Annotated in this window: 25 protein-coding genes and 1 pseudogene; 16 read left to right on the top strand and 10 right to left on the bottom strand. The window is 71.2% G+C overall.

All coding sequences use genetic code 11. The features are described from left to right. The gene (locus OQ02_RS13780) at nt 1-822 is read left to right on the top strand and encodes an aminoglycoside phosphotransferase family protein (protein ID WP_231500018.1); all 822 of its coding nucleotides are present in this window, start codon (nt 1-3) and stop codon (nt 820-822) included. A 197-nt stretch (nt 823-1,019) separates the two neighbouring features. Here OQ02_RS13780 and OQ02_RS40075 read toward each other — a convergent pair. Continuing rightward, a pseudogene (locus OQ02_RS40075) lies at nt 1,020-4,633 on the bottom strand (HAMP domain-containing protein). Between the two features lie 386 nt (nt 4,634-5,019). On the opposite strand from OQ02_RS40075, the gene OQ02_RS13790 reads away from it, so the two are divergent. The 3 genes from OQ02_RS13790 (at nt 5,020) to OQ02_RS13800 (ending at nt 7,558) form a co-directional block, all read left to right on the top strand. Beyond that, nucleotides 5,020-6,417 carry a PP2C family protein-serine/threonine phosphatase gene (locus OQ02_RS13790; RefSeq protein ID WP_033438795.1) on the top strand — a complete coding sequence of 466 codons (1,398 nt, stop codon included), beginning with the start codon at nt 5,020-5,022 and terminating at the stop codon, nt 6,415-6,417. 45 nt (nt 6,418-6,462) lie between these two features. Beyond that, the gene (locus tag OQ02_RS13795) at nt 6,463-7,038 is read left to right on the top strand and encodes a TetR/AcrR family transcriptional regulator (RefSeq protein ID WP_033438796.1); all 576 of its coding nucleotides are present in this window, start codon (nt 6,463-6,465) and stop codon (nt 7,036-7,038) included. Between the two features lie 76 nt (nt 7,039-7,114). Then, nucleotides 7,115-7,558, top strand: a complete 444-nt coding sequence (locus OQ02_RS13800) for an LIC_13387 family protein (RefSeq protein ID WP_033438797.1) — start codon at nt 7,115-7,117, stop codon at nt 7,556-7,558. Nucleotides 7,559-7,561: 3 nt separating this feature from the next. On the opposite strand, the gene OQ02_RS13805 is transcribed toward OQ02_RS13800, so the two are convergent. Next, nucleotides 7,562-8,437, bottom strand: coding sequence for a LysR family transcriptional regulator (locus tag OQ02_RS13805; protein ID WP_033438798.1), 876 nt, complete (start codon nt 8,435-8,437; stop codon nt 7,562-7,564). A 70-nt stretch (nt 8,438-8,507) separates the two neighbouring features. Here OQ02_RS13805 and OQ02_RS13810 point away from each other — a divergent pair, with 70 nt between their 5' ends. The 8 genes from OQ02_RS13810 to pcaC all read left to right on the top strand — a co-directional run bounded on the left by OQ02_RS13810 (nt 8,508) and on the right by pcaC (nt 14,467). Continuing rightward, nucleotides 8,508-8,903: a YybH family protein gene (locus OQ02_RS13810; protein WP_033438799.1), complete on the top strand. Its 396-nt coding sequence runs from the start codon at nt 8,508-8,510 to the stop codon at nt 8,901-8,903. A gap of 254 nt (nt 8,904-9,157) precedes the next feature. Next, nucleotides 9,158-9,955, top strand: coding sequence for a CoA transferase subunit A (locus tag OQ02_RS13815; RefSeq protein WP_033438800.1), 798 nt, complete (start codon nt 9,158-9,160; stop codon nt 9,953-9,955). 20 nt (nt 9,956-9,975) lie between these two features. Next, nucleotides 9,976-10,698, top strand: a complete 723-nt coding sequence (locus OQ02_RS13820) for a CoA-transferase subunit beta (protein ID WP_051772316.1) — start codon at nt 9,976-9,978, stop codon at nt 10,696-10,698. 37 nt (nt 10,699-10,735) lie between these two features. Continuing rightward, on the top strand, nt 10,736-11,443 hold the full coding sequence (gene pcaH, locus OQ02_RS13825) for a protocatechuate 3,4-dioxygenase subunit beta (RefSeq protein WP_033438802.1): 708 nt from the start codon (nt 10,736-10,738) through the stop codon (nt 11,441-11,443). Beyond that, nucleotides 11,436-12,011 (top strand): protocatechuate 3,4-dioxygenase subunit alpha, encoded by a 576-nt coding sequence (gene pcaG, locus OQ02_RS13830; protein WP_033438803.1) that lies wholly within the window; start codon nt 11,436-11,438, stop codon nt 12,009-12,011. Before pcaH ends, pcaG begins: the two co-directional genes overlap by 8 nt. After that, nucleotides 11,986-13,362: a 3-carboxy-cis,cis-muconate cycloisomerase gene (gene pcaB / locus OQ02_RS13835; protein WP_051772278.1), complete on the top strand. Its 1,377-nt coding sequence runs from the start codon at nt 11,986-11,988 to the stop codon at nt 13,360-13,362. The genes pcaG and pcaB overlap by 26 nt, the downstream gene beginning before the upstream one ends. Beyond that, nucleotides 13,359-14,108 (top strand): 3-oxoadipate enol-lactonase, encoded by a 750-nt coding sequence (pcaD, locus tag OQ02_RS13840; RefSeq protein WP_033438804.1) that lies wholly within the window; start codon nt 13,359-13,361, stop codon nt 14,106-14,108. The genes pcaB and pcaD overlap by 4 nt, the downstream gene beginning before the upstream one ends. Beyond that, entirely contained in the window at nt 14,105-14,467 is a 363-nt protein-coding gene (gene pcaC / locus OQ02_RS13845; protein ID WP_269321615.1) for a 4-carboxymuconolactone decarboxylase, read from the top strand. Before pcaD ends, pcaC begins: the two co-directional genes overlap by 4 nt. A gap of 111 nt (nt 14,468-14,578) precedes the next feature. On the opposite strand, the gene OQ02_RS13850 is transcribed toward pcaC, so the two are convergent. The 5 genes from OQ02_RS13850 to OQ02_RS13870 all read right to left on the bottom strand — a co-directional run bounded on the left by OQ02_RS13850 (nt 14,579) and on the right by OQ02_RS13870 (nt 17,839). Beyond that, the gene (locus OQ02_RS13850) at nt 14,579-15,313 is read right to left on the bottom strand and encodes a DUF3618 domain-containing protein (protein ID WP_033438805.1); all 735 of its coding nucleotides are present in this window, start codon (nt 15,311-15,313) and stop codon (nt 14,579-14,581) included. Beyond that, the gene (locus OQ02_RS13855) at nt 15,289-15,741 is read right to left on the bottom strand and encodes a phage holin family protein (protein ID WP_081915609.1); all 453 of its coding nucleotides are present in this window, start codon (nt 15,739-15,741) and stop codon (nt 15,289-15,291) included. The genes OQ02_RS13850 and OQ02_RS13855 overlap by 25 nt, the downstream gene beginning before the upstream one ends. Then, the gene (locus OQ02_RS13860) at nt 15,728-16,396 is read right to left on the bottom strand and encodes a hypothetical protein (RefSeq protein ID WP_051772279.1); all 669 of its coding nucleotides are present in this window, start codon (nt 16,394-16,396) and stop codon (nt 15,728-15,730) included. The genes OQ02_RS13855 and OQ02_RS13860 overlap by 14 nt, the downstream gene beginning before the upstream one ends. 194 nt (nt 16,397-16,590) lie before the next feature. Next, nucleotides 16,591-16,956: an SSI family serine proteinase inhibitor gene (locus OQ02_RS13865; protein ID WP_051772280.1), complete on the bottom strand. Its 366-nt coding sequence runs from the start codon at nt 16,954-16,956 to the stop codon at nt 16,591-16,593. Between the two features lie 133 nt (nt 16,957-17,089). After that, a complete protein-coding gene (locus OQ02_RS13870; protein ID WP_033439001.1) occupies nt 17,090-17,839 on the bottom strand; it encodes an SDR family NAD(P)-dependent oxidoreductase in 750 nt (249 codons plus the stop codon). Nucleotides 17,840-17,927: 88 nt separating this feature from the next. On the opposite strand from OQ02_RS13870, the gene OQ02_RS13875 reads away from it, so the two are divergent. Then, nucleotides 17,928-18,977 (top strand): LD-carboxypeptidase, encoded by a 1,050-nt coding sequence (locus tag OQ02_RS13875; protein WP_081915610.1) that lies wholly within the window; start codon nt 17,928-17,930, stop codon nt 18,975-18,977. A 106-nt stretch (nt 18,978-19,083) separates the two neighbouring features. After that, on the top strand, nt 19,084-20,043 hold the full coding sequence (locus tag OQ02_RS13880) for a nucleoside-diphosphate kinase (RefSeq protein ID WP_033438807.1): 960 nt from the start codon (nt 19,084-19,086) through the stop codon (nt 20,041-20,043). A gap of 41 nt (nt 20,044-20,084) precedes the next feature. On the opposite strand, the gene OQ02_RS13885 is transcribed toward OQ02_RS13880, so the two are convergent. Beyond that, nucleotides 20,085-21,185 (bottom strand): aminotransferase class I/II-fold pyridoxal phosphate-dependent enzyme, encoded by a 1,101-nt coding sequence (locus tag OQ02_RS13885; RefSeq protein ID WP_033438808.1) that lies wholly within the window; start codon nt 21,183-21,185, stop codon nt 20,085-20,087. 129 nt (nt 21,186-21,314) lie between these two features. Here OQ02_RS13885 and clpX point away from each other — a divergent pair, with 129 nt between their 5' ends. Beyond that, on the top strand, nt 21,315-22,613 hold the full coding sequence (gene clpX, locus OQ02_RS13890) for an ATP-dependent Clp protease ATP-binding subunit ClpX (RefSeq protein ID WP_033438809.1): 1,299 nt from the start codon (nt 21,315-21,317) through the stop codon (nt 22,611-22,613). Nucleotides 22,614-22,619: 6 nt separating this feature from the next. On the opposite strand, the gene OQ02_RS13895 is transcribed toward clpX, so the two are convergent. Further along, the gene (locus OQ02_RS13895; RefSeq protein WP_033438810.1) at nt 22,620-22,913 is read right to left on the bottom strand and encodes a PqqD family protein; all 294 of its coding nucleotides are present in this window, start codon (nt 22,911-22,913) and stop codon (nt 22,620-22,622) included. After that, nucleotides 22,910-23,710 (bottom strand): hypothetical protein, encoded by an 801-nt coding sequence (locus OQ02_RS13900; protein WP_156077037.1) that lies wholly within the window; start codon nt 23,708-23,710, stop codon nt 22,910-22,912. The genes OQ02_RS13895 and OQ02_RS13900 overlap by 4 nt, the downstream gene beginning before the upstream one ends. Nucleotides 23,711-23,802: 92 nt before the next feature. Here OQ02_RS13900 and OQ02_RS13905 point away from each other — a divergent pair, with 92 nt between their 5' ends. Continuing rightward, nucleotides 23,803-25,524 carry a DUF4910 domain-containing protein gene (locus tag OQ02_RS13905; RefSeq protein ID WP_033438812.1) on the top strand — a complete coding sequence of 574 codons (1,722 nt, stop codon included), beginning with the start codon at nt 23,803-23,805 and terminating at the stop codon, nt 25,522-25,524. The last annotated feature ends 172 nt before the right edge of the window (nt 25,525-25,696 follow it).

A 25,696-nucleotide genomic window follows, 5' to 3' on the forward strand; every position in this document is an offset into this window, starting at 1 on the left:
TTGGCCGCGCTCCCGGCGGCGATCGAGGAGCGCTTGGCGGTGTGGGACCTGCGCTTGGACGGCCCCGTGACGCACGGTTCGCACGCGTTGGTGATTCCTGTCACACAAAGCGGCACGCCGTTGGTGCTGCGGATGAACGCGCCCAGCGAGGACGTCGCGGCGCACGTCGAGGCGTTGCGGTTCTGGCGGGGGCGGGGAACGGTGCTCCTGGTGGACGCCGAGCCGTCGGCCGGCGCGATGCTGCTCGAACGCCTCGACATGCGCCGCAGTGCGCTGGATCTGCCGTCGGACGAGGCGATGGCGGTGCTGGGCGTGATGGCTCGGCGACTTGCTGTGCCCGCCCCCGCGACCGTGCGGTCGACTGCCGACCTGGCGCGGGTGCGGTCGGCCGGGTTGGAGGCGGAGTGGGAACGGCAGGGGAGACCGTTCGACGTGGCGTTCCTGCGGGAGGGCGAGAAGGCCGCCGGCGCACTGGTTCGCACGTCGTCACACCTCGCGGTGAACGGCGATTCGCACTCGGCGCAGGTGCTGGCGGGCGGCCGTGAACCGTGGCTCACCGTCGACCCGATCCTGCTGCGCGGCGACATCGCTTACGACTTCGCCCGCGTGCTGTGGACCAGGCTCGACGACATGCCCGACCGTGCCGCGATCCTCGACCACCTGACCGTCCTGGCGGACGCGGCGTCCCTGGACCGCGACCACGTCCGCGACTCGGTCGTCTTCCGCGCCGTCGACTACTGGCTGTGGGGCCTGGCGGCCGGCCTCACCGAGGACCCGCTGCGCTGCCACCGCCTCACCACCGCCCTAACCCACCCCGCGTGAGTCCTACGTTCACGTCCCGTGAGTCCTACGTTCAGAACCCCCGTGTCCTACGTTCGGAACCCCCGAGTTCAACGCTCAGAACGGGCGAGGTTCTGCTGCGCTCACCGGCAGCCTTGTTCTGAGCGTTGAACTCGGGGTACGCGAACGTAGGACTCACGCGTTCTGAACGTAGGACTCACGCGTTCTGAACGTAGGACTCACGGTTGGTCTTGTTCTACGCCCAGGTAGAAGGCGATCAGGCGGAGCAGGTGTTCGGTGTCCACCGGCTTGGTGACGTAGTCGGTGGCGCCGGACGCGAGGGACTTCTCCCGGTCGCCCTTCATCGCCTTCGCGGTCACCGCGATCACCGGCAGGTCGGCGTAGCGGGACATGGCGCGGATCGCGGCCATGGTGGCGTTGCCGTCCAGCTCCGGCATCATGATGTCCATCAGCACCAGCGTGACGTCGTCGTACTGCTCCAGCGCCCGCACGCCGGTGATCCCGTTGTCCGCGTAGATCACCTGCAGCCCGTGCAGCTCCAACACGCTGGTCAGCGCGAACACGTTGCGCAGGTCGTCGTCGACGATCAGCACCTTCTCGCCGTGGAACCGCATGGGCGCGGGCGGCAGCTCGGACGGCGCGATCAGCGACTGCGGCGCCGAGTCGGCGGGCGTCAGCAGCTCCGGCAACGCCTCCGGCTCCACCACGACCGGCGGCACGAGCCCCTGGTCGCTCAACGGCAGGTACAGCGTGAACGTCGACCCGACTCCCGGCTCCGACCGCACGTCCAGCCGCCCGTCCAGCAACGTCGCCAGCTCCCGGCTGATCGACAGCCCCAGCCCCGTCCCGCCGTACTTGCGCGACGTGGTGCCGTCCGCCTGCTGGAACGCCTCGAAGATCACCGACAGCTTGTCCGACGGGATGCCGATGCCGGTGTCCTGCACGTCGAACGCCACCGAGCCCTCGACCACCCTGATCCGGAGCTTGATCTCCCCGTCGTGGGTGAACTTCACCGCGTTGGACAGCAGGTTGCGCAGGATCTGCTGCAACCGGTGCTCGTCGGTGTGCAGGGTCGACGGCACGTCCGGCTCCACCACGACCTCGAACGCCAGCCCCTTCTCGGCCGCGAGCGGCGAGGTCATCGCCTCGACGTAGCCGACCACGTCCGACACCCGCACCGGGTCCGTCTGCACCTGCATGTGCCCGGCCTCGACCTTGGTCAGGTCGAGGATGTCGTCGATCAGCTGCAACAGGTCGGTGCCGGACGAGTGGATGGTGCGGGCGAACTCGACCTGCTTCGGGTTCAGGTTGCCGTCCAGGTTGTCCGCCAACAGCTTCGCCAGGATCAGCAGGCTGTTCAACGGCGTCCGCAGCTCGTGCGACATGTTCGCCATGAACTCCGACTTGTACTTCGACGCCGACGACAGCTGCCGGGCCCGCGCCTCCAGTTCGACCGAACCCGCCCGCAGCTCCTCGGTCAGCCGCTGCGACTCCACCAGCAGCGTGTCCGTCCGGGCGTTGGCGAGCATGGTGTTCAGGTTGACGCCGATGTTCTCCTTCAGCTGGTCCAACAGGTCCAGGTGCACTTCGGTGAACTCGCCGAACGACCCCAGCTCGATCACACCCAGCGTCTCGCCCTGGAACACGATCGGCAGGATCACCAGGTTGGCGGGTGGCGCGGAACCGAGCCCGGAACCGATCTCCAGGTACCCCGGCGGCACGTCGGTCACCAGCACGGTCTTCTTCTCCACCGCGACCTGCCCGATCAACGACTCGCCGCGCATGAACCGCTTGGGCCGCCTGCCGCGCGGCGTGTAGCCGTAGGCCGCGGTCAGGTCCAGGGCGTGCGACTCCGGATCGACCAGGAAGAACGCGCCGTGCTGAGCCGACACGAGCGGCGTCAGCTCGCTGATCACCAGTGACGCCATGGCGTTGAGGTCCCGGTGGCCCTGCATCTGGCCGGACAGCCGGGCCAGGTTCGTCTTCAGCCAGTCCTGTTCCTGGTTGGCCCGGGTGGACGCGCGCAGGTTGCCGATCATCCGGTTGATGTTGTCCTTGAGGTCGGCGACCTCGCCGGACGCGTCCACGGTGATCTGCCGGGTCAGGTCGCCCGCCGTCACGGCGGTGGCCACCACGGCGATCGCGCGCACCTGCCGGGTCAGGTTCCCGGCCAGCTCGTTCACGTTCTCGGTGAGCCGCTTCCAGGTGCCGGAGACGCCCTCCACCTCGGCCTGGCCGCCCAGCTTGCCCTCGGTGCCGACCTCACGGGCGACGCGCGTGACCTCCTGGGCGAACGACGACAGCTGGTCGACCATCGTGTTGATCGTGGTCTTCAGCTCCAGGATCTCGCCGCGCGCGTCCACGTCGATCTTCTTGGACAGGTCGCCGAGCGCGACGGCCGTGGTGACCTGGGCGATGTTGCGGACCTGGGAGGTCAGGTTGTTCGCCATGAAGTTGACGTTCTCGGTGAGGTCCTTCCAGGTGCCGGCCACGTTCGGCACCCGCGCCTGACCGCCGAGGATGCCTTCGGTGCCGACTTCGCGGGACACGCGGGTGACCTCGTCGGCGAACGCGCGCAGCGTGTCCACCATGCCGTTGATGGTGTCCGCCAGCGCGGCCACCTCGCCCTTGGCCTCGACCGCGATCTTCTTCGACAGGTCGCCGCCGGCCACCGCCGTCGCCACCGCCGCGATCGACCGGACCTGCGTGGACAGGTTGTCGGCCATGACGTTGACGTTGTCGGTCAGGTCCTTCCAGGTGCCCGCGACCCCCGGCACCCGGGCCTGGCCGCCGAGTCGTCCGTCGGTGCCGACTTCTCGGGCGACGCGGGTGACTTCGTCGGCGAACGAGGACAGCTGGTCGACCATGGTGTTGATGGTCGACTTGAGTTCGAGGATCTCGCCGCGCGCGTCGACGGTGATCTTCTGGGACAGGTCGCCGCCCGCGACGGCCGTCGTCACCTGCGCGATCGAACGGACCTGCGCGGTCAGGTTGTTCGCCATGAAGTTGACGGAGTCGGTGAGGTCTCGCCAGGTTCCGGCGACGCCGGGTACTTGGGCTTGGCCGCCGAGTCGTCCGTCGGTGCCGACTTCCCGGGCGACGCGGGTGACTTCGTCGGCGAAGGAGGACAGCTGGTCGACCATCGTGTTGATGGTGTCCTTCAACTCCTGGATCTCACCGCGCGCGTTGACCGTGATCTTCTGCGACAGGTCGCCCCGCGCGACCGCCGTCGCGACCTGCGCGATGTTGCGGACCTGGGAGGTGAGGTTGCCGGCCATGAAGTTGACGGAGTCGGTGAGGTCTCGCCAGGTTCCGGCGACGCCGGGTACTTGGGCTTGGCGCGACCGCGGTGGTGACCTGGGCGATGTTGCGGACCTGGGAGGTGAGGTTGCCGGCCATGAAGTTGACGGAGTCGGTGAGGTCTCGCCAGGTTCCGGCGACGCCGGGTACTTGGGCTTGGCTTGGCCGCCGAGTCGTCCGTCTGTGCCGACCTCGCGCGCGACGCGGGTGACCTCTCGCGGACCTGCTTGGTCAGGTTGTCGGACATGAAGTTGACCGAGTCGGTCAGGTCCTTCCAGGTGCCCGCCACCCCTGGCACGACCGCCACCCCGCCCAGTCGGCCGTCCGTGCCGATCTCCCTCGCCACCCGGGTGACCTCGCCCGCGAACGTCCGCAGCGTCGCCGTCATCGAGTTGAAGCTCTCCACCAGCGCGGCCACGTCACCGCGCGCGTCGACCACCATCTCCTGCGACAGGTCGCCCTCGGCCACCGCGGCGAGCACGCGGCTCAGCTCGGCGGTCGGCCGGGTCAGGTCGTCGATCAGGCCGTTCACCGCGTCTGCGGCGGTCGCCCAGCCACCGGTGGCGGTGCTCGGTGTCAGCCGCTCGCCGAGCCTGCCCTCCTGGCCGACCGACTGGCGCACCTGCACCAATTCGCCGACCAGCCACTGGTTGCGCTCCGCGATCTCGTTGAAGACCTCGGCGATCTCGGCGGTCACCCCATCCCGGTGTCCGGCCCTCTTGGGCACGACGAGACGCCGGCGGAAGTTGCCGTCCTTCATCTCGCGCATGGCGGTCAGCAGTCGGGCCAGGGTCACGTCCGTGTCGTCCTGGGCGGTCGTCACACGAGCCTCCGATGTCAGCGGAACTGCGCCAAGCCTGCCACTGTTGGTGTCAACTTGTCCGATAGGTTGGGTCGACCCGACACACAGGAGCCGTGATGGCCCAGGGCTACCGGCAAGGCGCCGACACGGGCCTCGACCTCGACGCGTGGCGTCGTGTGGTCGATGGCTTCCACGAGGCCGTCGTCGTGCTGGACCCCGAAGGCGTCGTCAGGCTGGTCAACCCTCTCGCAGCCGTGCTGATCCCCGACGCGCGGCCCGGTTCGACGCTGTCGGAGGCGATCGACGGCGGCCGTCACCAGGACCTGGGCGGCGGGTGGAGCGCCTGGTACCGGGGCGTGGACGACTACCTGGAGGAGGCCGCGCGGCGGCTGTCGTCGCTCACGGAACGTGCCGAGGCGTTGCGCACCGTGGTCGAGCTGGCTCCCGCGAAGCACAGCGTCGTGGTGCTGCCGGGGGCCCGCGGACGCCTGGAGTGGTGGCGCCGAACCCCGGCCGGTGACGTGGCCGTCGCCCGCACCACCCGGCAGGTCGCGGGCACCGTGGGCGGCTTCACCGACGTGCTGGACCGGGTGGTCGAGCACGCGGAGCTCACCGACCTGGGTGAGGGCCCGTGGGGCACCTCCGGGACCGGCCTGGCCGTGCCGCTGACCGAGGGCGGCGCGCTGGTGTGCTTCGACGGGACCTGGAACGTCGACCTGCTGAAACGTTTCGCCGCACGGGCCGCGGCGGCGATGGAGGCGAGCGACCGGCTCATCGAGCAGGAGCGGACGGTGGAGGCGCTGCGGGCCAACCTGCTGCCCACCACGCTCCCGGACGTGCCGGGTGTCCTCCTGGCCAGGGTGTACGAGCCCGCGCACCGGCGGGTGCTGATCGGCGGCGACTTCTACGACGTCCACCCGCGCGAGGACGGCAGCGCGGCGTTCGTGCTCGGTGACGTGGCGGGCAACGGGCTGGAGGCCGCCGTGCACAGCGGTCGGGTGCGGCAGAGCCTGCACACCCTGCTCGTGGTCGAGCAGCGGCCCGCGCACCTGTTGCACCTGCTCAACGCCGCTTTGCGGGCCGCGGGCAGCCGTCTGTTCACCACGCTGGTCGTGGGCACGATGATGCCGGTGCAGGCCGGCGGGCTGCGCCTGACCCTCGCCGCCGGCGGCCACCCCGCGCCCCTCGTGCTGCGCTCGGACGGGCGGGTGGACGAGGTGGCGGTGCACGGCGGGATCGTCGGCGTGCTGGCCGAGGTGCGGTTCAACCAGACGACGGTGACGCTCGCGCCGGGGGAGACGTTGCTGCTGTACAGCGACGGGTTGACCGAGGCGCGCAAGCACGGCGACCGTGAGCAGCTGTTCGGGGACGTGCGGCTGAAGGCGGCGCTGGCCCAGTGCGTCGGGGTGCCCGCGGAGGCGGTGGCCCAGCACCTCCGGAAGGTGGCGTTCGACTGGCTCGGCGAGACCGAGCACGACGACTTGACCCTGTTGGTGCTGCAGGCGGAGCCCTAGCGCGCTCGGTGATCTTCGGTGTGGCCGGACACTACTGTTCGGGCCATGGCGAGAGGACGGGTCACCCGCGAGGACTGGACGATGGCGGCGCTGCGCGCGCTGGCCAGGGGCGGGGTTGCGGCGGTGTCCGTCGACGCGCTCGCCGGTGAGCTGGACATCACGCGGGGCAGCTTCTACTGGCACTTCAAGGACCGCGAGGCGTTGCTCGTGGCCGCGGTCGAGTTCTGGGAACAGCGGGCCACGGCCGATCTGATCGCTCGGCTGGAGTCCATCGACGACCCCCGCGAGAAGCTTCGCGAGGGGTTCGGGGTGGCGCTCGGCGCGGAGGTCATCCCCGGGCTGGAGCCGGCGCTCGTGGCGCACGCGGACCACCCGGCGGTCGCTCCCGTGCTGACCAGGGTGATCGAGCGTCGGATCTCGTTCCTCGCCGGTCTTTACGTCGAGACCGGCCTGACCGCGGCGGTGGCGCGCAGGCAGGCGGTCGTCGCGTACGCGGCGTATCTCGGGTGGGCCGACCTGCGGCGCGCGGCGGCCGGGGTGGTGCCCGAGGTGGCGGCGGAGGGCACGCGCGGACGTGCGGCGTTGAAGCACCTCATCGACCAGTTGACCGACGTCCGGTAGGCCCGGTCGTGGCACGTGCCATACACGACTGTATGGTCCGGAACATACAGTCGTGTATGGATGAGGGGGTCTGGCGATGGCTGGTCGGGCGTTGGCGCTGTTCCGGGTCGGTGCGTGGGCTTGGATCGTCACCGGGGCGGGCCACCTGATGATCGCGGTGGGGATGGCGTTGCGCCCCGAAGACCCCGCGGCGGCACGTGCGCTGGCGGCGATGCGGGAGTACGGCGTGGAGATCGCCGGTGTCCGGCGGAGCCTGCGCGACATCAACCTCGGCATGTCGCTCGCCATGGCGGCCGGGATGATCTTCGCCGGGTTGGTGTGCCTGCTCGTGGCGCGGTCCGCTCCGGGGCTGGTGGCCCGGCCGTTGGTCGGTCTCGCGCTGGCCGGCTCGCTGGTGATGCTGGGCCTGTCGGTGTGGCTGATGCCGACACCGCCGATCGTCCTCTTCACGGTGGCCGGCGTCGCGTTCGGTTGGGCGCTCGCCGTGGTCCGCCCGGCGCCCGCCGCCCAGACCGCCTGAGCACTATGCGAATGCCCGTCGGCAGTGGTTCAGCAGCTCACGGGTCGCGGGGCTGTGCGGACCGCGCCAGACCAGGGCGAGCAACGCGGGTGTCGTGACGTCGGTGATGGTCAGGGCGACGAGCCGGTCGCGGTGGTGCGCGGCCATCGAGTCGCTGAGGATCGCGACGCCCAGGCCGCGGGCGGCGAGGTCGGCGATGGCGTCCGCGGCTCCGGCCTGGAGCGCGATCGACGGGTGCAGGCCCTGGGCCGCGCACGCCTGGTCGAACACCGTGCGCACACCGGTACCGGCCGGCATGCACACGATCGGGTGGGAAACCAGGTCCCCCAACGTGATCCGTCGCGATGCCGCCAACGGGTGGCCGGTCGGGACCGCCGCGACCAGCCGTTCGCTGATGATCGTCAGCGCGTCCAGTCCTTCCGGGATCGCGCCCGCGACCCCGACGAGGGCCAGGTCGACGGTTCCGCCGCGCACCGCGTGGACGAGCTGGTCGGAGTTGTCCTCCAGCAGCGAGATCTCCACGCCGGGGTGCGCCCGGTGGAACGCGGCGAGGGCGTCGAACAGGGGCGTGACGGTGCAGCCCACGACCATCCCGACGGTGAGCCTGCCGCGGATCAGGTCGGCCACCTCGCCGACCGCCTGGCCGACCGCTTCGGCGGCGGCCAGCGCGGCACGGGCGTGGTCGAGCGCCGCCTTGCCCGCGACGGTGAGGGTGACGACGCGAGCCGACCGGTCGAACAGGTCGGCGCCCAGCTCGCGCTCCAGCTGGCGGATCTGGGCGCTGACACCGGATTGGCTGATGTGCACCCGCTCGGCGGCCCGGGTGAAGTTCCGCTCCTCGGCGACCGCGACGAAGTACTCCAGCTGCCTCAGTTCCATGACTGGCGATTCTAGTTCGCATGAGTTCAATCTGTTGGACTTCTGATCGGCCCGCCACCAGGCTGAACCCATGTCGGAATACGAGAAGGCGATGCGGCCCGAAGACCTGACCCGTCTGTTCGTCGAGCGGTCGAACGCGGGGGACGCGGACGGAGTGGCGGCGCTGTACGAGGAGCATGCGGTGCTGGCCTACCCGCCGGGCAGTCGGACCGAGGGCAGGGAGGCGATCCGGGCGCTGTGGGCGGAGGTGCTCGCCCGCCGCCCCCACTTCGAGCCGGAACCACCGCTGCCCACGCTGATCAGCGGCGACATCGCCCTGACCGCGACGCCGCCGAAGGACGGGAGCGGCGCACGCGCGCAGGTCGTCCGGCGCCAGCCCGACGGGAGTTGGCTGCGGCTGCTCGACCAGCCCGAGTTCGCGCCCCCGGGCCGCGCCGGTGAGGGCGACCGGGATCGGGTCCGGTGAAGCCGCCCACCGGTGCAGGCGCACCGGCGTCTGCGTCGAGTGATCACCGATCCGACCGACGCGCGGTCCCGTGCCGGCGCATCTCGCGGACGCGCTGACATAAGGCAATTCGTCCCGCGGGCACGTCCGGTTCAGAAGGTAGGGGTTCCCGGGCTTCCGGTGAGTGGAAGTTCCCGTTGACCCGCGTCGAACGCGCTCAATAGCGTTCGCCGCACCGGATCGCCGGTTCGGGCCGCGCACAACGGGAGGTCGGGTTGGCCGCCATCGCACCCCTCGCGGAAGCCGTGGCACACGTCGTGCGCGACGGCGACACCGTGGCGTTCGAGGGGTTCACGCACCTGATCCCGTTCGCCGCGGGGCACGAGGTGATCCGGCAGGGCAGGCGCGACCTGACCCTGGTCCGGATGACACCGGACGTGCTGTACGACCAGCTCATCGGTGCCGGCTGCGCGCGGAAGCTGGTGTTCTCGTGGGGTGGCAACCCCGGCGTCGGCTCGCTGCACCGGTTCCGCGACGCGGTCGAGCACGGCTGGCCACGGCCGCTGGAACTGGAGGAGCACAGCCACGCGGGCATGGCCAACCGGTACGTCGCGGCGGCGTCCGGACTGCCGTTCGCGGTGCTGCGCGGCTACACCGGCACCGACCTGCCCGCCCAGACGGCCAACATCTCGTCGGTGACGTGCCCGTTCACGGGTGAGGTGCTGACCGCCGTCGCCGCGCTGCGACTGGACGCCGCGGTCGTGCACGCGCAGCGGGCGGACCGGCACGGCAACGTGCAGCTGTGGGGGATCACCGGCGTGCAGAAGGAGGCCGTGCTGGCGGCTTCGCGCTCGCTGGTCACCGTCGAGGAGGTCGTGGACGAGTTGGACCCGCGGCCGGGAGCGGTGGTCCTGCCGTCGTGGGTGGTGGACTACGTGTCCGTCGCGCCGGGCGGGGCGCACCCGTCCTACGCGCACGACTACTCCGTGCGGGACAACGACTTCTACCAGGCGTGGGACGGGATCAGTCGCGACCGGGACAGGTTCGCGCAGTGGTTGGAGGGTGTCGCGTGAGCGGCTTCACGCCCGACGAGATGATGACGGTCGCGGCGGCACGGGCGTTGCGCGACGGCGCGGTGTGCTTCGTGGGCATCGGACTGCCCAGCACCGCCGCGAACCTCGCCCGCCGCACGCACGCGCAGAACCTCGTGCTGGTGTACGAATCCGGCACGATCGGCGCGAAACCGGACCGGCTGCCGCTGTCCATCGGGGACGGCGTGCTGGCCGACACGGCGGTCAGCGTGGTGGGCGTGCCGGAGATCTTCAACTACTGGTTGCAGCCCGGCCGGATCGACGTCGGCTTCCTCGGCGCGGCCCAGCTCGACCGGTTCGGCAACATCAACACCACGGTCGTCGGCGGCGACTACCACCACCCCGGCGTCCGGCTGCCGGGTGCGGGTGGCGCGCCGGAGATCGCCGCGTCCTGCCGCGAGGTCGTGGTCGTGGTGCGGCAGAGCAGGCGGGCGTTCGTGGAACGGGTCGACTTCGTGACGTCGTTCGGGTTCGGGTCCGGACCGGGGGAGCGGGAGGCGCTGGGCCTGACCGGCGCGGGACCCCGGCTCGTGATCACCGACCTCGGCGTGCTGCGGCCCGATCCCCGCACGTGCGAGCTGGTGCTGACCCAGGTCCACCCCGGCGTCGACCCGGAGGCGGTGCGTGAGCGCACCGGGTGGGACCTGGAGATCGCCGACGACCTGGGCCGCACCGAGCCGCCGACGGACCGCGAACTCGCCGTGCTGCGCGAGCTGACCCGCTAGACCACCACCCCTTCGGCACGACGAACAGGAGACCCCGGTGCCGACCTACCGGCAAGACACCGCGTCGCACCCGCCGGCGCGGTTCCCCGAATACCGGTCCAACGTCGCACGCGCGCCGCACCAGCCGTTCGTGCTGCTGCCACAGCGGTTGGGCGAGATCACCGGCCCGCTGCTCGGCGAAGGCCGCGTCGGCCCGAACGACAACGACCTGACCGCGGGCCACGACGGCGAGCCGCAGGGCCAGCGGATCATCGTGTCCGGCCGGGTCCTGGACGGTGACGGCCGACCGGTCGCGGGCACGCTGCTGGAGGCGTGGCAGGCCAACGCGGCCGGCCGGTACCGCCACGACGCCGACCGCCACCCCGCGCCGCTGGACCCGAACTTCACCGGCGTCGGCCGCACGATCACCGACGCGGACGGCCGCTACTCGTTCACCACCATCCACCCCGGCGCGTACCCGTGGCGCAACCACGACAACGCGTGGCGGCCCGCGCACATCCACTTCTCGCTGTTCGGGACCGCGTTCACCCAGCGGCTGATCACCCAGATGTACTTCCCCGGCGACCCGCTGTTCGCCCAGGACCCGATCTTCAACTCGGTCCGCGACGTCCGGGCGCGCGAGGCGATGGTCGCCCGCTTCGACCTCGACACCACCGTGCCCGAGTGGGCGCTCGGCTACCGGTGGGACATCGTGCTGCGTGGCAAGAACCCCACACCGCTGGAAGAGGAGGACGACGATGAGTGAACTCCGGGTGAACTCCCTCCAGACGACTCCGTCGCAGACCGTCGGTCCGTTCTTCTCGTTCGGCCTGGTGTGGGAGGACGGGCCGCACGTCGTCCCCGAAGGAACACCGGGTGCTTTCCGCATCGGCGGCACGGTGTTCGACGGCACGGGCGCACCGGTGCCGGACGCGGTGGTCGAGACCTGGCAGGCGGACCAGGACGGCCGGTTCGACCACCCCGACGACCCGCGCGGTCCCGTCCGCTGGAAGGATTTCCGAGGGTTCGGCCGCAGCGCCACCGACCCCGACGGCGGGTACTCGCTGCTGACCGTCAAGCCCGGACCGCTGCCCGTGACCGGCGGCGGGCTGGAAGCACCCCACCTCAACGTGTCCGTGTTCAGCCGGGGCATGCTGGTGCGACTGGTCACCCGCATCTACTTCCCCGACGAGGAGGCCAACACCGCGGACCCGGTCCTGACCTCGATCGACCCCGCCCGGCGGGCCACGCTCATCGCCGAGAGCGTTCCGCACGGCTACCGCTTCGACATACACCTGCAAGGGGAGCATGAAACCGTCTTCTTCGACCTCTGAGCACGGCGGCCGGTCGCCCGGCACCGCCCGCTCGCTCTGGGGCACGCTGTTCACCGATCCGGACGTCGAGGCCGAGACCTCCGACCGGGCGTGGCTGCGGGCCATGCTGGACTTCGAACGAGCCCTGGCCATCGTGCAGGCCAGGGCGGGCATCGTGACCGAGGAGGCCGCCCGGATGGTGGTCACGGCCATCGACGTCGGGCACTACGACCCGGTCGTGATCGGCGAGGGCGCGCTCACGTCCGGCACGCCCGTGGTGCCGCTGGTCCGGGCGATCGGCGCGCACGTCACCGCCGAGGGGCGCGCGGCCGTGCACAACGGCGCGACCAGCCAGGACGTGCTGGACACGGCGTTGTCGCTGGTCGCCTACCGGGCGCTCGGGCCGGCCCTGGACGGGCTGCGCGGCGTCGCGGCCGAGTGCGAACGGCTCGCCCGGCGGCACCGGGACACGTTGATCGCCGGCCGCACGTTGGGGCAGCACGCGCTGCCCACCACGTTCGGGCTCAAGTGCGCCGGGTGGCTCGTCGCGGTGGACGAGGCCGAGGCGGTGCTGGCGCGGGTGCGCACGCACCGGTTGGCCGTGCAGTTCGGTGGCGCGGCGGGGACGTTGGCCGCGGTGCCCTCGGGCGGTGACCTGACCGCCCAGCTGGCCGCTGAACTGGGGCTGGCCGCGCCGCTGATCCCGTGGCACACCAACCGGACGAGGGTCGCGGAGCTGGCGTGCGCGCTGGGTGAGGTCTCCGGGGTGCTGGCCAAGATCGCGCAGGACGTGGTGCTGCTCGCGCAGACCGAGGTCGCCGAGGTGGCCGAGGCGGACGGTGGCACGTCGTCCGCCTTGCCGCACAAGCACAACCCGGTGCGCGCGGTGCTGGTGACGGCCTGCACCCGCCGTGTGCCGGGGTTGGTGTCGACGGTGCTGTCGGCGATGGCTCAGGAGCACGAGCGCGCGGCGGGTGCGTGGCACAGCGAGTGGCAGACCGTCACCGACCTGCTGCGGTTGGTCGGCGGCGCGGTGCGGGGCACGCGTGAGCTGCTGTCCCGGCTCGTGGTCGACGCCGAGCGGATGCGCCGCAACCTGGACGTGACCGGTGGGCTGCTGATGGCCGAGAACGTGGCCGTGCGGCTGGCCGGGCGCATCGGCCGCACCGAGGCGCAGGACCTGGTCGCGGAGGTGTGCCGGACCGCGGTGGCGTCCGGCCGGTCGCTGCGCGACGCGTTGCTGGCGGACCTGCGGATCGGGTTGTCTGAGAAGGAGATCGACGACGCGCTGGACCCGACCGGGTACGTCGGCAGCGCGGGGGAGTTCGTGGACCGCGCCCTCGCGGCGCATCGGGGAAGGGGGCGGCCGTGAAGCCGCACTACGAGTTGAGCGGGCCCGCGGAGGCGCCGGTCGTCGTCCTGGGCAACTCGCTCGGCACGACGACGGCGTTGTGGGAGCGGCAGTTGTCGGTGCTGCACCGTCGGTTCAGGGTGCTGCGCTACGACCACCGCGGTCACGGGGGCAGTCCGGCTCCGGCGGGTCCGTACCGGATCGACGACCTCGCCGACGACGTGCTGGAGCTGCTGGACTCGCTGGGGCTGGCCCGGGTCTCGTACTGCGGGGTGTCGATGGGCGGGATGGTCGGCATGTGGTTGGCCGGGCACGCGCCGGAGCGCATCGAACGGCTGGTGTTGTGCTGCACGGCGGCGACGTTCGCCAGTTTCCAGCCGTGGGTGGACCGTGCTGCCGCCGTGCGGTCCGCCGGGACCGGTTCGATCGCTCCCACCGCTGTCGGCCGGTGGTTCACCCCGGAGTTCCGCGAGCGGTCGCCCGAGGTGGTGGCCTCCTTCGAGGCCCGTCTGTCCGAAGTGGACGACGAGGGGTACGCGTCGTGCTGCGATGCGCTGGCGTCACTGGACTTGAGGTCCGTCCTGCCCGCTATCGAAGCCCCGACCGTCGTCATCTCGGGGGTGGACGACCAGGCCACGCCGAAGGAGTGCGGGCGGCTCATCGCCGAGGCGATCCCGGGGGCTTCCTACCACGTCGTCGCGGGGGCCCACCTGGCGAACGTCGAGTCGCACGAAGAGGTTTCGGCGATCATCGAGGCGCACCTGTGAGCTTCGAGGAAGGCATGCGGGTGCGGCGGGAAGTGCTCGGCGACGCGCACGTGGACCGGGCCGTGGCGGGAACCGACGAGTTCACCGCGGAGTTCCAGGACTTCATCACCCGGTACGCGTGGGATGAGGTGTGGACGCGTCCGGGCCTGGACCGCCGGGTGCGGTCGTGCGTCACCCTGGCCATGCTGGCGGCGCTCGGGCACGAGCAGGAGTTGGCGTTGCACGTGCGCGCGGCGTTGCGGAACGGCGTGACGGCGGGCGAGATCAAGGAAGTGCTGCTGCAGGTGGGGGTTTACGCGGGCGTCCCGGCGGCGAACCGGGCTTTCGCCGTGGCGCAACCGATCCTGGCCGAGCACTGACCCCGTCCGCCCCGCACGATCGCGGCACGTGGCCCGGGCAGCGCGCAGCGCCGGTCTCCGAGCGGAGATCGGCGCTGGGGCCGGGTCGACCTCACCCGGCAGGTCGTCGCGCTAGTACTTGTTCCTCGCTTCGTCCTTCACGTGCTGGCCCGACTCACGGGCGTGGTCGGTCACCTCGTGCGCCGAACCCTTGGCCTGCTCCACGGTCGTCTGCGTGGCGTCCTGGGCGACCTGCTTCACCTGGTCCGCGGCCTCGCCGACCATCGTGCCCGCGTCCTCCTTCAGCTTCTGCGCGGACTCGGCGAGAGCTTCCTTCACCGGCTCGACGGCACCGCTCGCGCGCTCGCCCAGTTCCCGCACGGCGTCCTGCTCGGCCCGGGTCGCCGGGATCAGGGTCGCCACCAGGGCACCCGCGCCGAACGCGATCATGCCCGCCGCCAGCGGGTTGCCGCGGGCCTGTCGCCTGGCCTGCTCGGGCGCCGCCTGGACGGCATGAGCCGCGTGCTGCGCCTTGTCGCTCATGGTGGACGCGGCGTGCTGCGCCTTGTCGCCGACGGTTGAGGCGGCGTCATGCGCGCGCTCGCCCACGGTGGACGCGACGTCCCTCGTGCGGTCACCGGCGGTGGACGCCATGCCCGCCGCGCGGTCCTGCATCGTCGAGGCGGTCTCCGGAACCGTGCCCATGACTCGCTCCTTCAGACTGCTCATGCCGTGCCGGACCCGGTCCACCCGGCGTTGTGCGATGTTGCGCGGCCTGGTGTGGTCGACGATCCGGTTGGCGTCGGCGACCAGCTCGGCGCGCGTCCGGTCGATGTCGTGCCTTATTTGGTCGGGTGACGGACCCATTCCGCATCCTCCTTCAGCGTTTCGATGGTGCGTTCCGGCTTGGGCGACACCTTGCGCAGCCGCGCCCGACCGGCGGAGAACAGGATGGCTCCGGTGATGGCCCACAGCACCGCGACGGCGAGCGCGGCCCAGCCCAGGCCCATGAACGACGCCAAGGCGAACACGAGGGCCAGGCTGAGCAGGATCACGGTCATGTAGCCCGCGAACCCGGCCGCGCCCAGCATCCCCGCCGCCTTGCCCGCCTTGCCGGCTTCCTGCCGGATCTCGGCCTTGGCGAGTTCGAGTTCCTGGCGCATCAGGCGCGACAGGTCTTCGGTCAGCTCACCGACCAGTTCGCCGAGCGACGGCTCCTCGTCGGTCGGTGGCACCGCGGTCGCACCGGCGTCAGAGATGCGAGTGTGCGGCACGCGGGTCTCAGCGCTGGACATACGGCACCCCCTCGGGCTGGTAGGGCGCGCGCGGCGACGGCGCCGGGTCCGCCGGGAACTGCGGCGCCAACGTGCCGTACTCGGACGGCGGTGTCGCCGACGTCGGCGGCACGGCGGTCGGCGTCGTGACCGGAGTCGTCGGCGTCTGGTCGGTGTACCCGCGCTGCGGTCGCGGCTCGTTGGCGCCGCTCATGCTCTTGGCCGTGCGGGCGACCAGGAAACCGGCCACCGCCGCGCCGATCAGGAACGTCCCCGGCTTGCGCCGGGCGAAGTCCTGGGCCGAGTCCAGCAGCCCTCGCGCGCCCCGTTCGTCCAGGTACCGGGCCGCTTGCCGGCCCGTGTCGGCGACTTGGCGCAACGCGCCCGCGGTCAGCGAGTCCGGACCCGAGCCGTCGGCCATCGAGCCCAACTCGTCGGCGATCCGGTTGATCTGCCGCGACACCCGGTGCGCCTGCTCCTCGGCCTCGTCGGCGACCCGTGCCCGCATGTCACGTGCGACGTGCTTGGCCTGACCCGTCGCCTCGTGGGCCACGTGCCCGGCCTGCGCACGCGCGGTCGCGCCCACGTTTCCGGCGGCCTGCCTGGCGTGCTGCGCCATGGCCGTGCCCTCCTGCTGGGCGGTCTCCCGGACCGCACCCACTTGGTTCTCGTCCACGGCTGACTCCTCATGTCGGCGTGCTCTCGCCTACCCACCTACCCACCTGGCGGCCGGCTAACCTCCTTCGCAACGGCAACGATCCGCCGGGGCGCGGCGGGGTGGGCACCCGTGATCAAGAAATGGCGGTAGATGTGCGGCGACCCCGCAGCCGGTGTTCGGCCGCGGGGTCGGATGATTGTCGGGTCAGATGGTCAGAACGAGAAAACCGTGCCGGTCTTCTGCTTCATCACGCACCGGTTCGGGAATTCCTCGACGTACTGCACGGGCGTTCCGCGCCACGAGCCGAACGCGGCCACGGTGACGGGCCGGTAGTCGAACGTGCACAACTGCGGGTCGGTGCCGCTCAGCTGGGTGAAATCACCGTCGGCAGCTTCGATCTCGTTGCAGGCGACCTGGGCCCGCACGTGCTCACCAGCCGCCGGGTCGCACGTCAGCCGCGTGCTCTCGACCCCCGATTCCTCCTGGTAGACGGCCAGTACGAGGTCGGTCTCCGGCGGTGCGGCGGACGCCGTGCCGGTGCCGATCAGCGGTGCGGCCAACAGGCTGGATGCGAACAAGGACGCGATGAGAGTTCGTGTTCGTCGCATGGCCCCGGGGTGACCCGATCGAGTGGAACGTATTCGGCTTGATTGGCATGTCACCGAGATGTCGTAATGCCCGAATTCGCCTTTCCAAATCGCGCGGAATTGCTCACCAGGTCGGTCGCGCGGTGATCCCGCCGTCCACTACCAGGTTGTTCCCGGTAATCCACGAAGCCATCGGTGACGCGAGGAAAACGCAGGCGTCACCAACGTCCTCGGGTCGGCCGAGTCGGCCCAGCGGCACGGCGCTCGTCCACCGCTCGACCCCGTCGGGCCAGTCGTCGGCCAAACCCGGTCGGTCGATCAAACCGGGGGAAACGGTGTTGACCCGGACACCCCGCGGCCCGTACTCCAGGGCGGCTGACCGGGCGAACATGATGAGCGCGGCCTTCGACGCGCTGTAGTGCGCGTGCCCGGCGGCGGGGTTGACGCCCTCGACGGAGGCGATGTGGGTGACCGACCCGCCCTCCGCCAGCACCTCGACCGCGGCCTGGGTGCAGGAGAACGCGCAGGTCAGGTTCACGTCCACCACCGCGCGCCACTGCGCGTCCGTCATGCCCGGCAGTTCCTGCACCGGCTGCGCGCCCGCGCTGTTGACCACCGCGTCCAGCCGCCCACCCCAGGACGCCGCCTCGTGCACCATCCGGCGGCACTCGTCCGCGGCGGAGAGGTCGGCCCGCACTGCGGTGGCTCGACCACCCGCCGTAGTGATCTCCGCGACGAGCGCCCGCACGTCACCCCGGTGCCCGTGCACCACCACCGCGGCCCCTGCCTGCGCGAACCGCACCGCAACCCCGTGCCCGATGCCGCCGCTGGCCCCGACGACGAGCGCGACCCTGCCCGCGAGAAGTCCTGTCACGGGCACGGAGAGTAGCGCCAAGTTCGGTAGTGGGACGTTCAGGGATCGGCCCGTGCGCGTCCGCCCAGCAGGTGATTTGATCTTCGGTATGGTGTTCGACCCGGTCCACCCACCGAAGGCCCGCACCGGTGACCGCATCGCGGTCCTCTCGCCGTCGTTCGCCGCCGCCAGCGCCTTCCCGGCAGTGCACGAGCAGGCGATGCGCCGGCTCACCGAGGTCACCGGCCTCGTCCCGGTCGAGTACCCGACGACGCGCGACCTCACGGCAACACCCGCAGCGCGCGCTGCGGACATCAACGCAGCCTTCGCCGACCCTCGGATCCGCGGCATCCTGGCCGTCGTCGGCGGCGAGGACCAGATCACGGTGGTCCCGCACCTGAACGCCGACCTCGCCCGGCTGGACCCCAAGCCGTTCCTGGGCACCAGCGACAACACGAACCTGCACCACTGGCTCTGGGCGAACGGGATCGCGAGCTTCTACGGCGGTTCCTCCCAGGTCCACCTCGGTCCCGGACCCGCCGTGGACGACATCCACGCCCGGTCCCTGCGCGCGGCCCTCCTGACCGGAGGGCGGCTCGAGATCACCGACCCGGGCGAGTCCGAGGACACCGGCGTCGACTGGGCCGATCCGCGCGCCCTGGACTCCTTCGGCGAACGCGAGGCGACCGAGCCCTGGAGCTGGCACGGACCGTCCCGATCGGTGACCGGCCGCACCTGGGGCGGCTGCATCGAGGTGATCGAGTGGATCCTCACCGCCGGGCGGTTCCCGTTCCCGCCGGACGTCCTCCAGGGCGGCGTGCTCATCATCGAGACGTCGGAGGAACTCCTCCCGGCGCGCAACGTCGGCTGGATCGTCCGCTCCCTCGGCGAACGCGGCATCCTCGGCGCGGTGGACGCGGTCCTGGTGGCCCGGCCGCCGGTGTCCGACTTCACCCACCGCCCGTCCGCCGAGGACCGGTCACGGCTGCGCGCCGAGCAACGTGACGTGGTCGTGTCGGTGGTGGGCCGTTACAACCCGGACGCCGTCGTCTGCGTCGGCGTTCCGTTCGGCCACACCAGGCCTCAGTGGATCCTCCCGCACGGCGGCGCCATCACCGTCGACGGCGCCGAACGCCGGATCTTCGCCGACTACGCGTAGCGGCGCGCGGGCACAGGGGCGCGGAATGCCGTACATGACAGCGGGGTGCTCACGTCCTAAGCTCGAACCGCAAGCAGGATCGATCTAGACGGACGGAAAGAGGCCGATGAACCCCGGAGCCGTGATCGACCAGGACCCCGGTGAACAGGAGTGGGCGGGGCTCACCCGGTCGGCCCGCAAGCGCGAGCTCTTCACCGAAGACCTGTACTTCCGGGAGGCGTGGGCCGACGCCCTGAGCGTCTTCGGGGACCGCACCACCGCCGTCATGGGTGAGTTGGCGCTGCTGAACTTCAAGTGCGACGGGTTGATCGGCCGGCGGATCGGCGCCACGCTCGACTTCCTGTCCGCCAACGGCTTCCAGGTCGTGGGCGTCGCGCCCATGCGGCACAACCGGCACTCCATGCGCGAGCTGTGGCGCTACAACTGGCACGTCTACACGATCGACCGGCTCGCGCTGACCACCGTGATGCACGACGCCACCGACACCATGCTGCTGATCCTGCGCGACACCCGCTACGACGGCGTGGTGCCCGGATCGGTGCGCCTGGCGGACATGAAGGGCTCGGCGAACCCGGCGGGCCGCGACCCGAACAGCCTGCGTTCCGTGTTGCAGCCGCCCAACCGGGTCATCAACTTCGTGCACGTCGCCGACGAGCCCTCCGACATCGTCCGCGAGGTCGGCATCTTCCTCGACCGGGTGGAACGGCGTGAGCTGTTCGCCCAGATCCGCGACCGGTTCACCACGGGCGCGGACGTCGAGGCCGCCGCCCTGCGCGCGAAGCTGGAAGCCCGGTACCCCGAGAACGACTTCGACATCGGCAAGGCGCTGCTGCGCGTCGAGCAGACCGAGTCGGTGAGCGCGGCGGACCTGGCCGAGCTCCGGGCCGCGATCGACGGGGGAGAACCGCTGAGCTGGGACCGGCTGCGGGCGATCTTCCCGCCGGACTCGCCGGTGGACCGGTGGGACTTCGTCATGATCGCGACCGAGACGATGGTCCCCGAGCGCACGGGCGTCGTCGACCTGCTCCCGGCCAGCAGCCGCGCGGAATGGGCCGGACCCGCCTGACGAGCGACAGGCCCGCCTGAGGAGCGACAGGGGAGCGGCGGTCAGACCTGTCGCTCCCCGGCGCACCGCGCTCGCAGCTCGGCCCACCGCGCGTCGGCGAGGGGCACGCTGATCCGCCCGACGTGCCGCAGCTCGCCCCGCCGGGCGGACCACGCCGGGTGCGCCTTGCCCTGGATTCCCAACGCCGCCAAGCGTTCCAACGCACCCTGCGGATCGGTGTACAGGAGGTAGGGCAGGAACTCGGCGGCCTGGAGGTCCGGCTCCACCCCGGCCGAGGCCAGCACGGCGTGCGCGTCCCGCTTGCGCGCCACCACGAGATCGCGCAACCGACTCGTCACGTCACCCAGGTCGAGCACTCGACGCCCGATCCGCAGCGACAGCGACGACGGGTGCAGCGGCGGCACCACCGACCGCACCGACTCGGTCAACGCCGCCGACGCGACGCAGTACCCGAGCCGCAGACCACCCAGCCCGTACGCCTTGGAGAGACCCCGGACCACGACGAGGTTCCGCACGACGTCCACGACGTTCACCGCGCTGTAGGCGGGCGGGTAGTAGTTCGCGTTGGACTCGTCCACCAGCACCACGGCACCGCGTTCCGCCGCGCCCTCGCACAACGCCACCACCCGGTCCAGGTCGGCGAAGTCGTCGCCGGTGATGCCCGGCCGTTCGAGGAACAGCACCGCGGCATCGTGGTCGGCCGCGGCGCGCAGGTGCGGCGTCACGGGGTCCGCCGCGTCCCACTCGTCGGCGAACACGCACCGCCCACCGGCCTTGTCCACCCAGAACGGGAAATCCGGGTAGATGTCGGACACCACGTGCACGCGTGGAGCCAGCGTGCTGAGGCAGTGCAGCAACGGTCCGACGCCCGCGCCGACCGTCGTGCCCGCCGACCACCCGGCCCTGCCGAAGTGCCCGGCCACCGCAGGACCCAGCGCGGCTTCACCGTACGGGTCGCGCACCAGGTAGCTGTTGACGTACGGCAGCCCCGAGGCGACCTCGTCGGCGAGTTCCGCGGACACCACCGCCATGAGGTCGACGTCCAGCAGGTCCCGCTCGTCCTGCGTCCAGGCCAGGTTCAGCACGTCGGCGTCGTCGGCCAACGCACCCAGGCCCGCGTAGGACCCGATCGCCAACGGCATGGATCCCCCAGGAGTCGAGCCGGCGATTCCTTCCCGATCGAACGTACACGGGTCTTGTCCCCGTGTGGATCCGTCACGAGGATGGAAGCCGAGCCGAACGTGACGTGTTTCGGAGAACGGGGGAATCCGGTGACGGTTGTCGCGGACACCGCGGAGTCGCAGACCTGTTCGTTCTGCGGCAAGGGCGAGGACCGGGTTGAACAGCTGGTCTCCGGACCGGGGGTGCGCATCTGCGACGGCTGCGTGGACCTGTGCGCCGAGGCCATCGCCGAGGAACGGGCGGCGCCGCGAGGTGGCACCGACCGCGTGCTGCCGAAACCCCGTGAGCTCAGGGCTTTCCTGGACCAGTACGTGGTCGGCCAGGACCGGGCCAAGCGGTCCCTGTCGGTGGCGGTCTACAACCACTACAAGCGCATCGCGCCCGCCGATCCGTCCGATCCCGACCGCGAGGTCGAGATCGCCAAGTCGAACATCCTGCTGCTCGGCTCCACCGGTTCGGGCAAGACGCTGCTCGCGCAGACCCTCGCCCGGATGCTGCACGTGCCGTTCGTCGTCGCGGACGCCACCGGGCTCACCGAGGCCGGGTACGTCGGCGAGGACGTGGACGGCATCCTGCTGAAGCTGTTGCAGGCCGCCGACTACGACGTGGCGCGGGCGCAGAACGGCATCGTCTACATCGACGAGATCGACAAGATCGCACGTCGGTCGAACGGCGGTTCCGCGGGCCGCGACGTGTCCGGCGAGGGCGTGCAGCAGGCGTTGCTGAAGGTGCTGGAAGGCGCTGTCATCCCCATCTCGCCGCAGGCCAAGGGCGGTGGCGCGCAGCCGGGTCGCAGCCGCAGCAACAACGACCAGATCAAACTGGACACCAGCGACATCCTGTTCATCGCGGCGGGCGCGTTCCCCGGGCTGGACAAGGTCGTGGCCGCACGCCTGGGCCGCAAGGGGATCGGCTTCGGCAGCAAGATGGACCCCGCCGCCACCGCCGACGCGGACGGCCTCCTGGACAACGTGCTGCCCGAGGACCTGGTGGAGTTCGGGATGATCTCGGAGTTCGTCGGCAGGCTCCCGGTGATCACCTCGACCCGCAAGCTGGACGAGGAATCCCTGCTGCGCGTGCTCACCGAGCCCAAGAACGCGCTCGTCCGGCAGTACCGCTGGCTGCTGCGCCGCGACGACGTCGACCTGGTCTTCGCCGACGACGCGCTGGCCGCCGTCGCGGGCCGCGCCATCGAGCGCGGCACCGGCGCGCGTGCCCTGCGGTCCATCCTGGAGGAGGCGCTGATGCCGGTCATGTACGACGTGCCGTCCATGGTCGAAGTGGCGTCCGTGCACGTCACCAAGGACACGATCCTGCACGGCGCGCTGCCGGAACTGCGCACTGCCGAAGGCGAAGCGGTGCCGTGGACGCAGGAGGTCGTCCGGTGAGCGACGTCAGTCCTCCGGGCTGACGTCGAGCACGCGGTGCACGACCAGCTGGTGGACCAGGTCCGCGGTGTCCGCGATGGCCTGGTCCACCGGCAGGTCGTAACGCACGGCAAGGCGTTCGCCCAACTGGTGGACGGTGCGCGCGCCGTCGATGTCGCGGAACACGAACTCGGCCAGCTCGTCCAGTTCGAACGCCTGGTCCGCGTTGGCCACCAGGAGACTGCCCCGGTACCGGCGCGCACGGCAGCCCAGTGCGCGACGCGGCACGGCCTCGGCCGCGAGCGGCATCGGCAACGTCATCGGATCTCCACCTCCAGCGACAGGTCGCGGCACAGGGTGAGCACCCGGTCCAGCCAGACCCGCGGCGCGGTGGGGTCGTAGTCCCGCATGGTCTCCAGGTCCCAGTACTCCTGGAAGCTCAACTGGCGCGGCGCCGTCTCCAGGAACCGCTTGGCCCGCCACTTGGGGATGCGCGAGCCGAAGTTCCCGTGGCTCTCCAGCAACGCGTCCACGGCGTGGCCCAACGCCTTGCGCGCGGACAGCACGGCGCTGGTGAAGTCCTGCTCCTCGGCCTGGCCCAACGCGTCCTCGACGCTGGAGTCCGTTTCGGCCAGTGACGCGGTGACCAGGAAGGCCTGGAACGCCGACTCGGCCAGCGCGCGCCGCCGGTCCGCGACCCAGTCCGCGCCGCTGACCGGCACGCACGTGATCAACCGCTCCAGGAACAGCTCCTCGGTGTCCACCAACACCTTCGTCGACGACGTGCCGCGCTCGAACTGGTCCCAGGTGACCTTGGCCATCATCTGGTCGACCTGGGACACCGTCCAGTACTTGACCTCGCACCGGAAACCGGACACGGTCGCGGACCGGCTGGGCACCGCGTTCGGGCGCAGCGGGACCGGGAGCGTGCGGGAACTGCCGCCGCGCCAAGGAGATCCGGTGATCACGTAGAAGTCGTGGTCGCTGTTGGCGTTGGCCCAGCCCCGGGCCACCGAGCCGACGAGGCACACCGCCACGTGGTCACGGGGTACCAGACCGGACGCCGTCAGCGCTTCGAGCGCGATCGCCCTCACCGGCGCGCTTGCGGTTCCCCACACGCAGCCTCCCCCAGAATCGGCCGTCGGGAATTCGAGTTCACCAGCTAAGGTGGGCAGCGTCAAGACCATGACAGGACAGTGGGGAGTCCCCGGTGGTCGAACACCTCGTCGCCCGTTTCCTCCGCTCGGTCGACACCGCAAGGACGATGGACGACCTCCGGCGGATTGCCGGTTTCGACCGGTACCAGGCATCGCTCGGGCTCGAAAGGGCCGCACGGGTCGTGGCCGGAGCCGCGGTGGACGCCGGTCTGCAAAACGTTGCGGTGCACGGTTACCAGGCGGACGGCAAGGCGCAGTGGTGGACGTTCGAGGCTCCGGTTTCGTGGACCCCGCTCAGCGCGACGCTCAGGGTGGTCGGGGCCGGCGGTCCGGTCGTGGAGCTCGATCACGGGATTCACCCGTTTGCCGTGGCGACTTACTCCGCGTCCACCCCCGGCGGAGGTGTCACCGTGCCGTTGGTGCGAAGGGGTGGGGATCTCGACGGCGCGTTGGTCGTCGTGGACCGCGATGAGTACCGCGACGGTGCCCTGCTCGCCGAACTGGACGCCGGCGGAGCGCTCGGGTTCGTCACCGACGCCACCAACAAGGGCGATGAACGTGGTCGCGTCGAACTGCCGACGACGAGCCGGCTGCTGGCGTTCAGCCTGACGCCCGCGGAGTTCGCCCGGGTTGCGGACCTCCGCGACGCGACGGCCCGGGTCGAGGTCTCCGTGGACCGCACCGCCGGGATGCCCGTGGTGTCCGGGGTGCTGCCCGGTGACGGTGACGGGGAGGTCTGGCTCACCGCGCACCTGTGCCACCCGCGGCCGAGTGCGAACGACAACGCCTCCGGTGTCGCCGCGCTCCTCGGTGCCGCCCGTGCACTTGCCGCCGTGCCGGGCAGGCGTGCCGCCGTGAGGTTCTTCTGGGGCCCCGAATTCGTGGGCACCGCCTCGATCCTGCACCGACGGCTGGCGGTCGAGGGCGGACCGCCCCCGATGGCGGTGATCAACCTCGACATGGTCGGTGAGGACCAGGCGCTGTGCGCGTCGCCGTTCGTGGTGGAGCGGTCGCCGGACACGTTGCCTTCGCTGCTGACGCCGTTGGCGGAACGGGTGGTGCACGAGGCTTTCGCCGCCACCGCCGACTCGCCCGGCACGTGGCAGTCCTCGCCGTTCCTGGGCTTCTCCGACCACGCGCTGTTCGTCGACCCGTCGGTCGGCAGCCCCGCGGTGCAGTTCTGCCACCCCGCCGACCGGTTCAACCACAGCGCCGCGGACACGATCGACAAGGTGTCGCCGGTCGAACTGACCCGCGCCACCGCCGCTGCCGCCGCGCTGGCGCACCTCGTGGCCTCGGGCGGTCCCGGGCCGGACGAGCTGGGGCGGGTGCTGGACTGGTGGTGCGAGCGCGAGGTGGCGCGGGCGGAGGAAGTCGCTGCGGCGCAAGGGGGAGAGTGGGGCCGACGCCTGCGCGGGCACGTGGAGCGGGGCAACGCGCGGCTGCGTGCGCTGGCCGCCGGCGTCGACCCGGACCGGACGACGGCGGAGGACGATGAGCCGCCGGTCCGCGCGGCGTGGGACGGACCGTTGAACCTGCGGGCGATGATCGCCCACCTGCCCGAGGCGAGCAGGCACGCGCTCGGGAGCCTGATCGCCGCGGACAAGCACTGCCTCGCGGTCCTGTTCAACCTGGCGATCAGGGCGGACGGTCGGACAGGGCGGTCGGCGATCATCGAGGACACCTCGCTGGCCCTGGGCCGGCCGTTGGACGGGGTGGTGGCGGGCAGGTTGTTCGACGCGCTGGAGGAGTCCGGTTGGGTGGTTCGGGCCTGATTGGTCGGTTCCGGGAGTGTGGTGCCGGCGCTGGGTTCGGTGGTGGCGGCAGGCTGCCGGACTGGGTGGTGGTGGGTGAGCCGCTGGGCCGGGTGGGAGCGGGCGGTCCGCTGGTCGGGGTGGTGGCGGGTAGGCCGCCGGAACGGACGTGGCCTGGTGGGAGCGGGCGGGC

The organism is Saccharothrix sp. NRRL B-16314 (assembly GCF_000716595.1).
Taxonomy (GTDB): Bacteria; Actinomycetota; Actinomycetes; order Mycobacteriales; family Pseudonocardiaceae; genus Actinosynnema.

Bases quoted from the DNA above. Each gene is read 5' to 3' on its own strand.
- OQ02_RS13790 (WP_033438795.1), top strand. From the start codon at position 5,020: ATGGCCCAGGGCTACCGGCAAGGCGCCGACACGGGCCTCGACCTCGAC.
- OQ02_RS13795 (WP_033438796.1), top strand. From the start codon at position 6,463: ATGGCGAGAGGACGGGTCACCCGCGAGGACTGGACGATGGCGGCGCTG.
- OQ02_RS13800 (WP_033438797.1), top strand. From the start codon at position 7,115: ATGGCTGGTCGGGCGTTGGCGCTGTTCCGGGTCGGTGCGTGGGCTTGG.
- OQ02_RS13805 (WP_033438798.1), bottom strand. From the start codon at position 8,437: ATGGAACTGAGGCAGCTGGAGTACTTCGTCGCGGTCGCCGAGGAGCGG.
- OQ02_RS13810 (WP_033438799.1), top strand. From the start codon at position 8,508: ATGTCGGAATACGAGAAGGCGATGCGGCCCGAAGACCTGACCCGTCTG.
- OQ02_RS13820 (WP_051772316.1), top strand. From the start codon at position 9,976: ATGATGACGGTCGCGGCGGCACGGGCGTTGCGCGACGGCGCGGTGTGC.
- pcaG (WP_033438803.1), top strand. From the start codon at position 11,436: ATGAGTGAACTCCGGGTGAACTCCCTCCAGACGACTCCGTCGCAGACC.
- pcaB (WP_051772278.1), top strand. From the start codon at position 11,986: ATGAAACCGTCTTCTTCGACCTCTGAGCACGGCGGCCGGTCGCCCGGC.
- OQ02_RS13850 (WP_033438805.1), bottom strand. From the start codon at position 15,313: ATGGGTCCGTCACCCGACCAAATAAGGCACGACATCGACCGGACGCGC.
- OQ02_RS13855 (WP_081915609.1), bottom strand. From the start codon at position 15,741: ATGTCCAGCGCTGAGACCCGCGTGCCGCACACTCGCATCTCTGACGCC.
- OQ02_RS13875 (WP_081915610.1), top strand. From the start codon at position 17,928: ATGGTGTTCGACCCGGTCCACCCACCGAAGGCCCGCACCGGTGACCGC.
- OQ02_RS13880 (WP_033438807.1), top strand. From the start codon at position 19,084: ATGAACCCCGGAGCCGTGATCGACCAGGACCCCGGTGAACAGGAGTGG.
- OQ02_RS13885 (WP_033438808.1), bottom strand. From the start codon at position 21,185: ATGCCGTTGGCGATCGGGTCCTACGCGGGCCTGGGTGCGTTGGCCGAC.
- OQ02_RS13895 (WP_033438810.1), bottom strand. From the start codon at position 22,913: ATGACGTTGCCGATGCCGCTCGCGGCCGAGGCCGTGCCGCGTCGCGCA.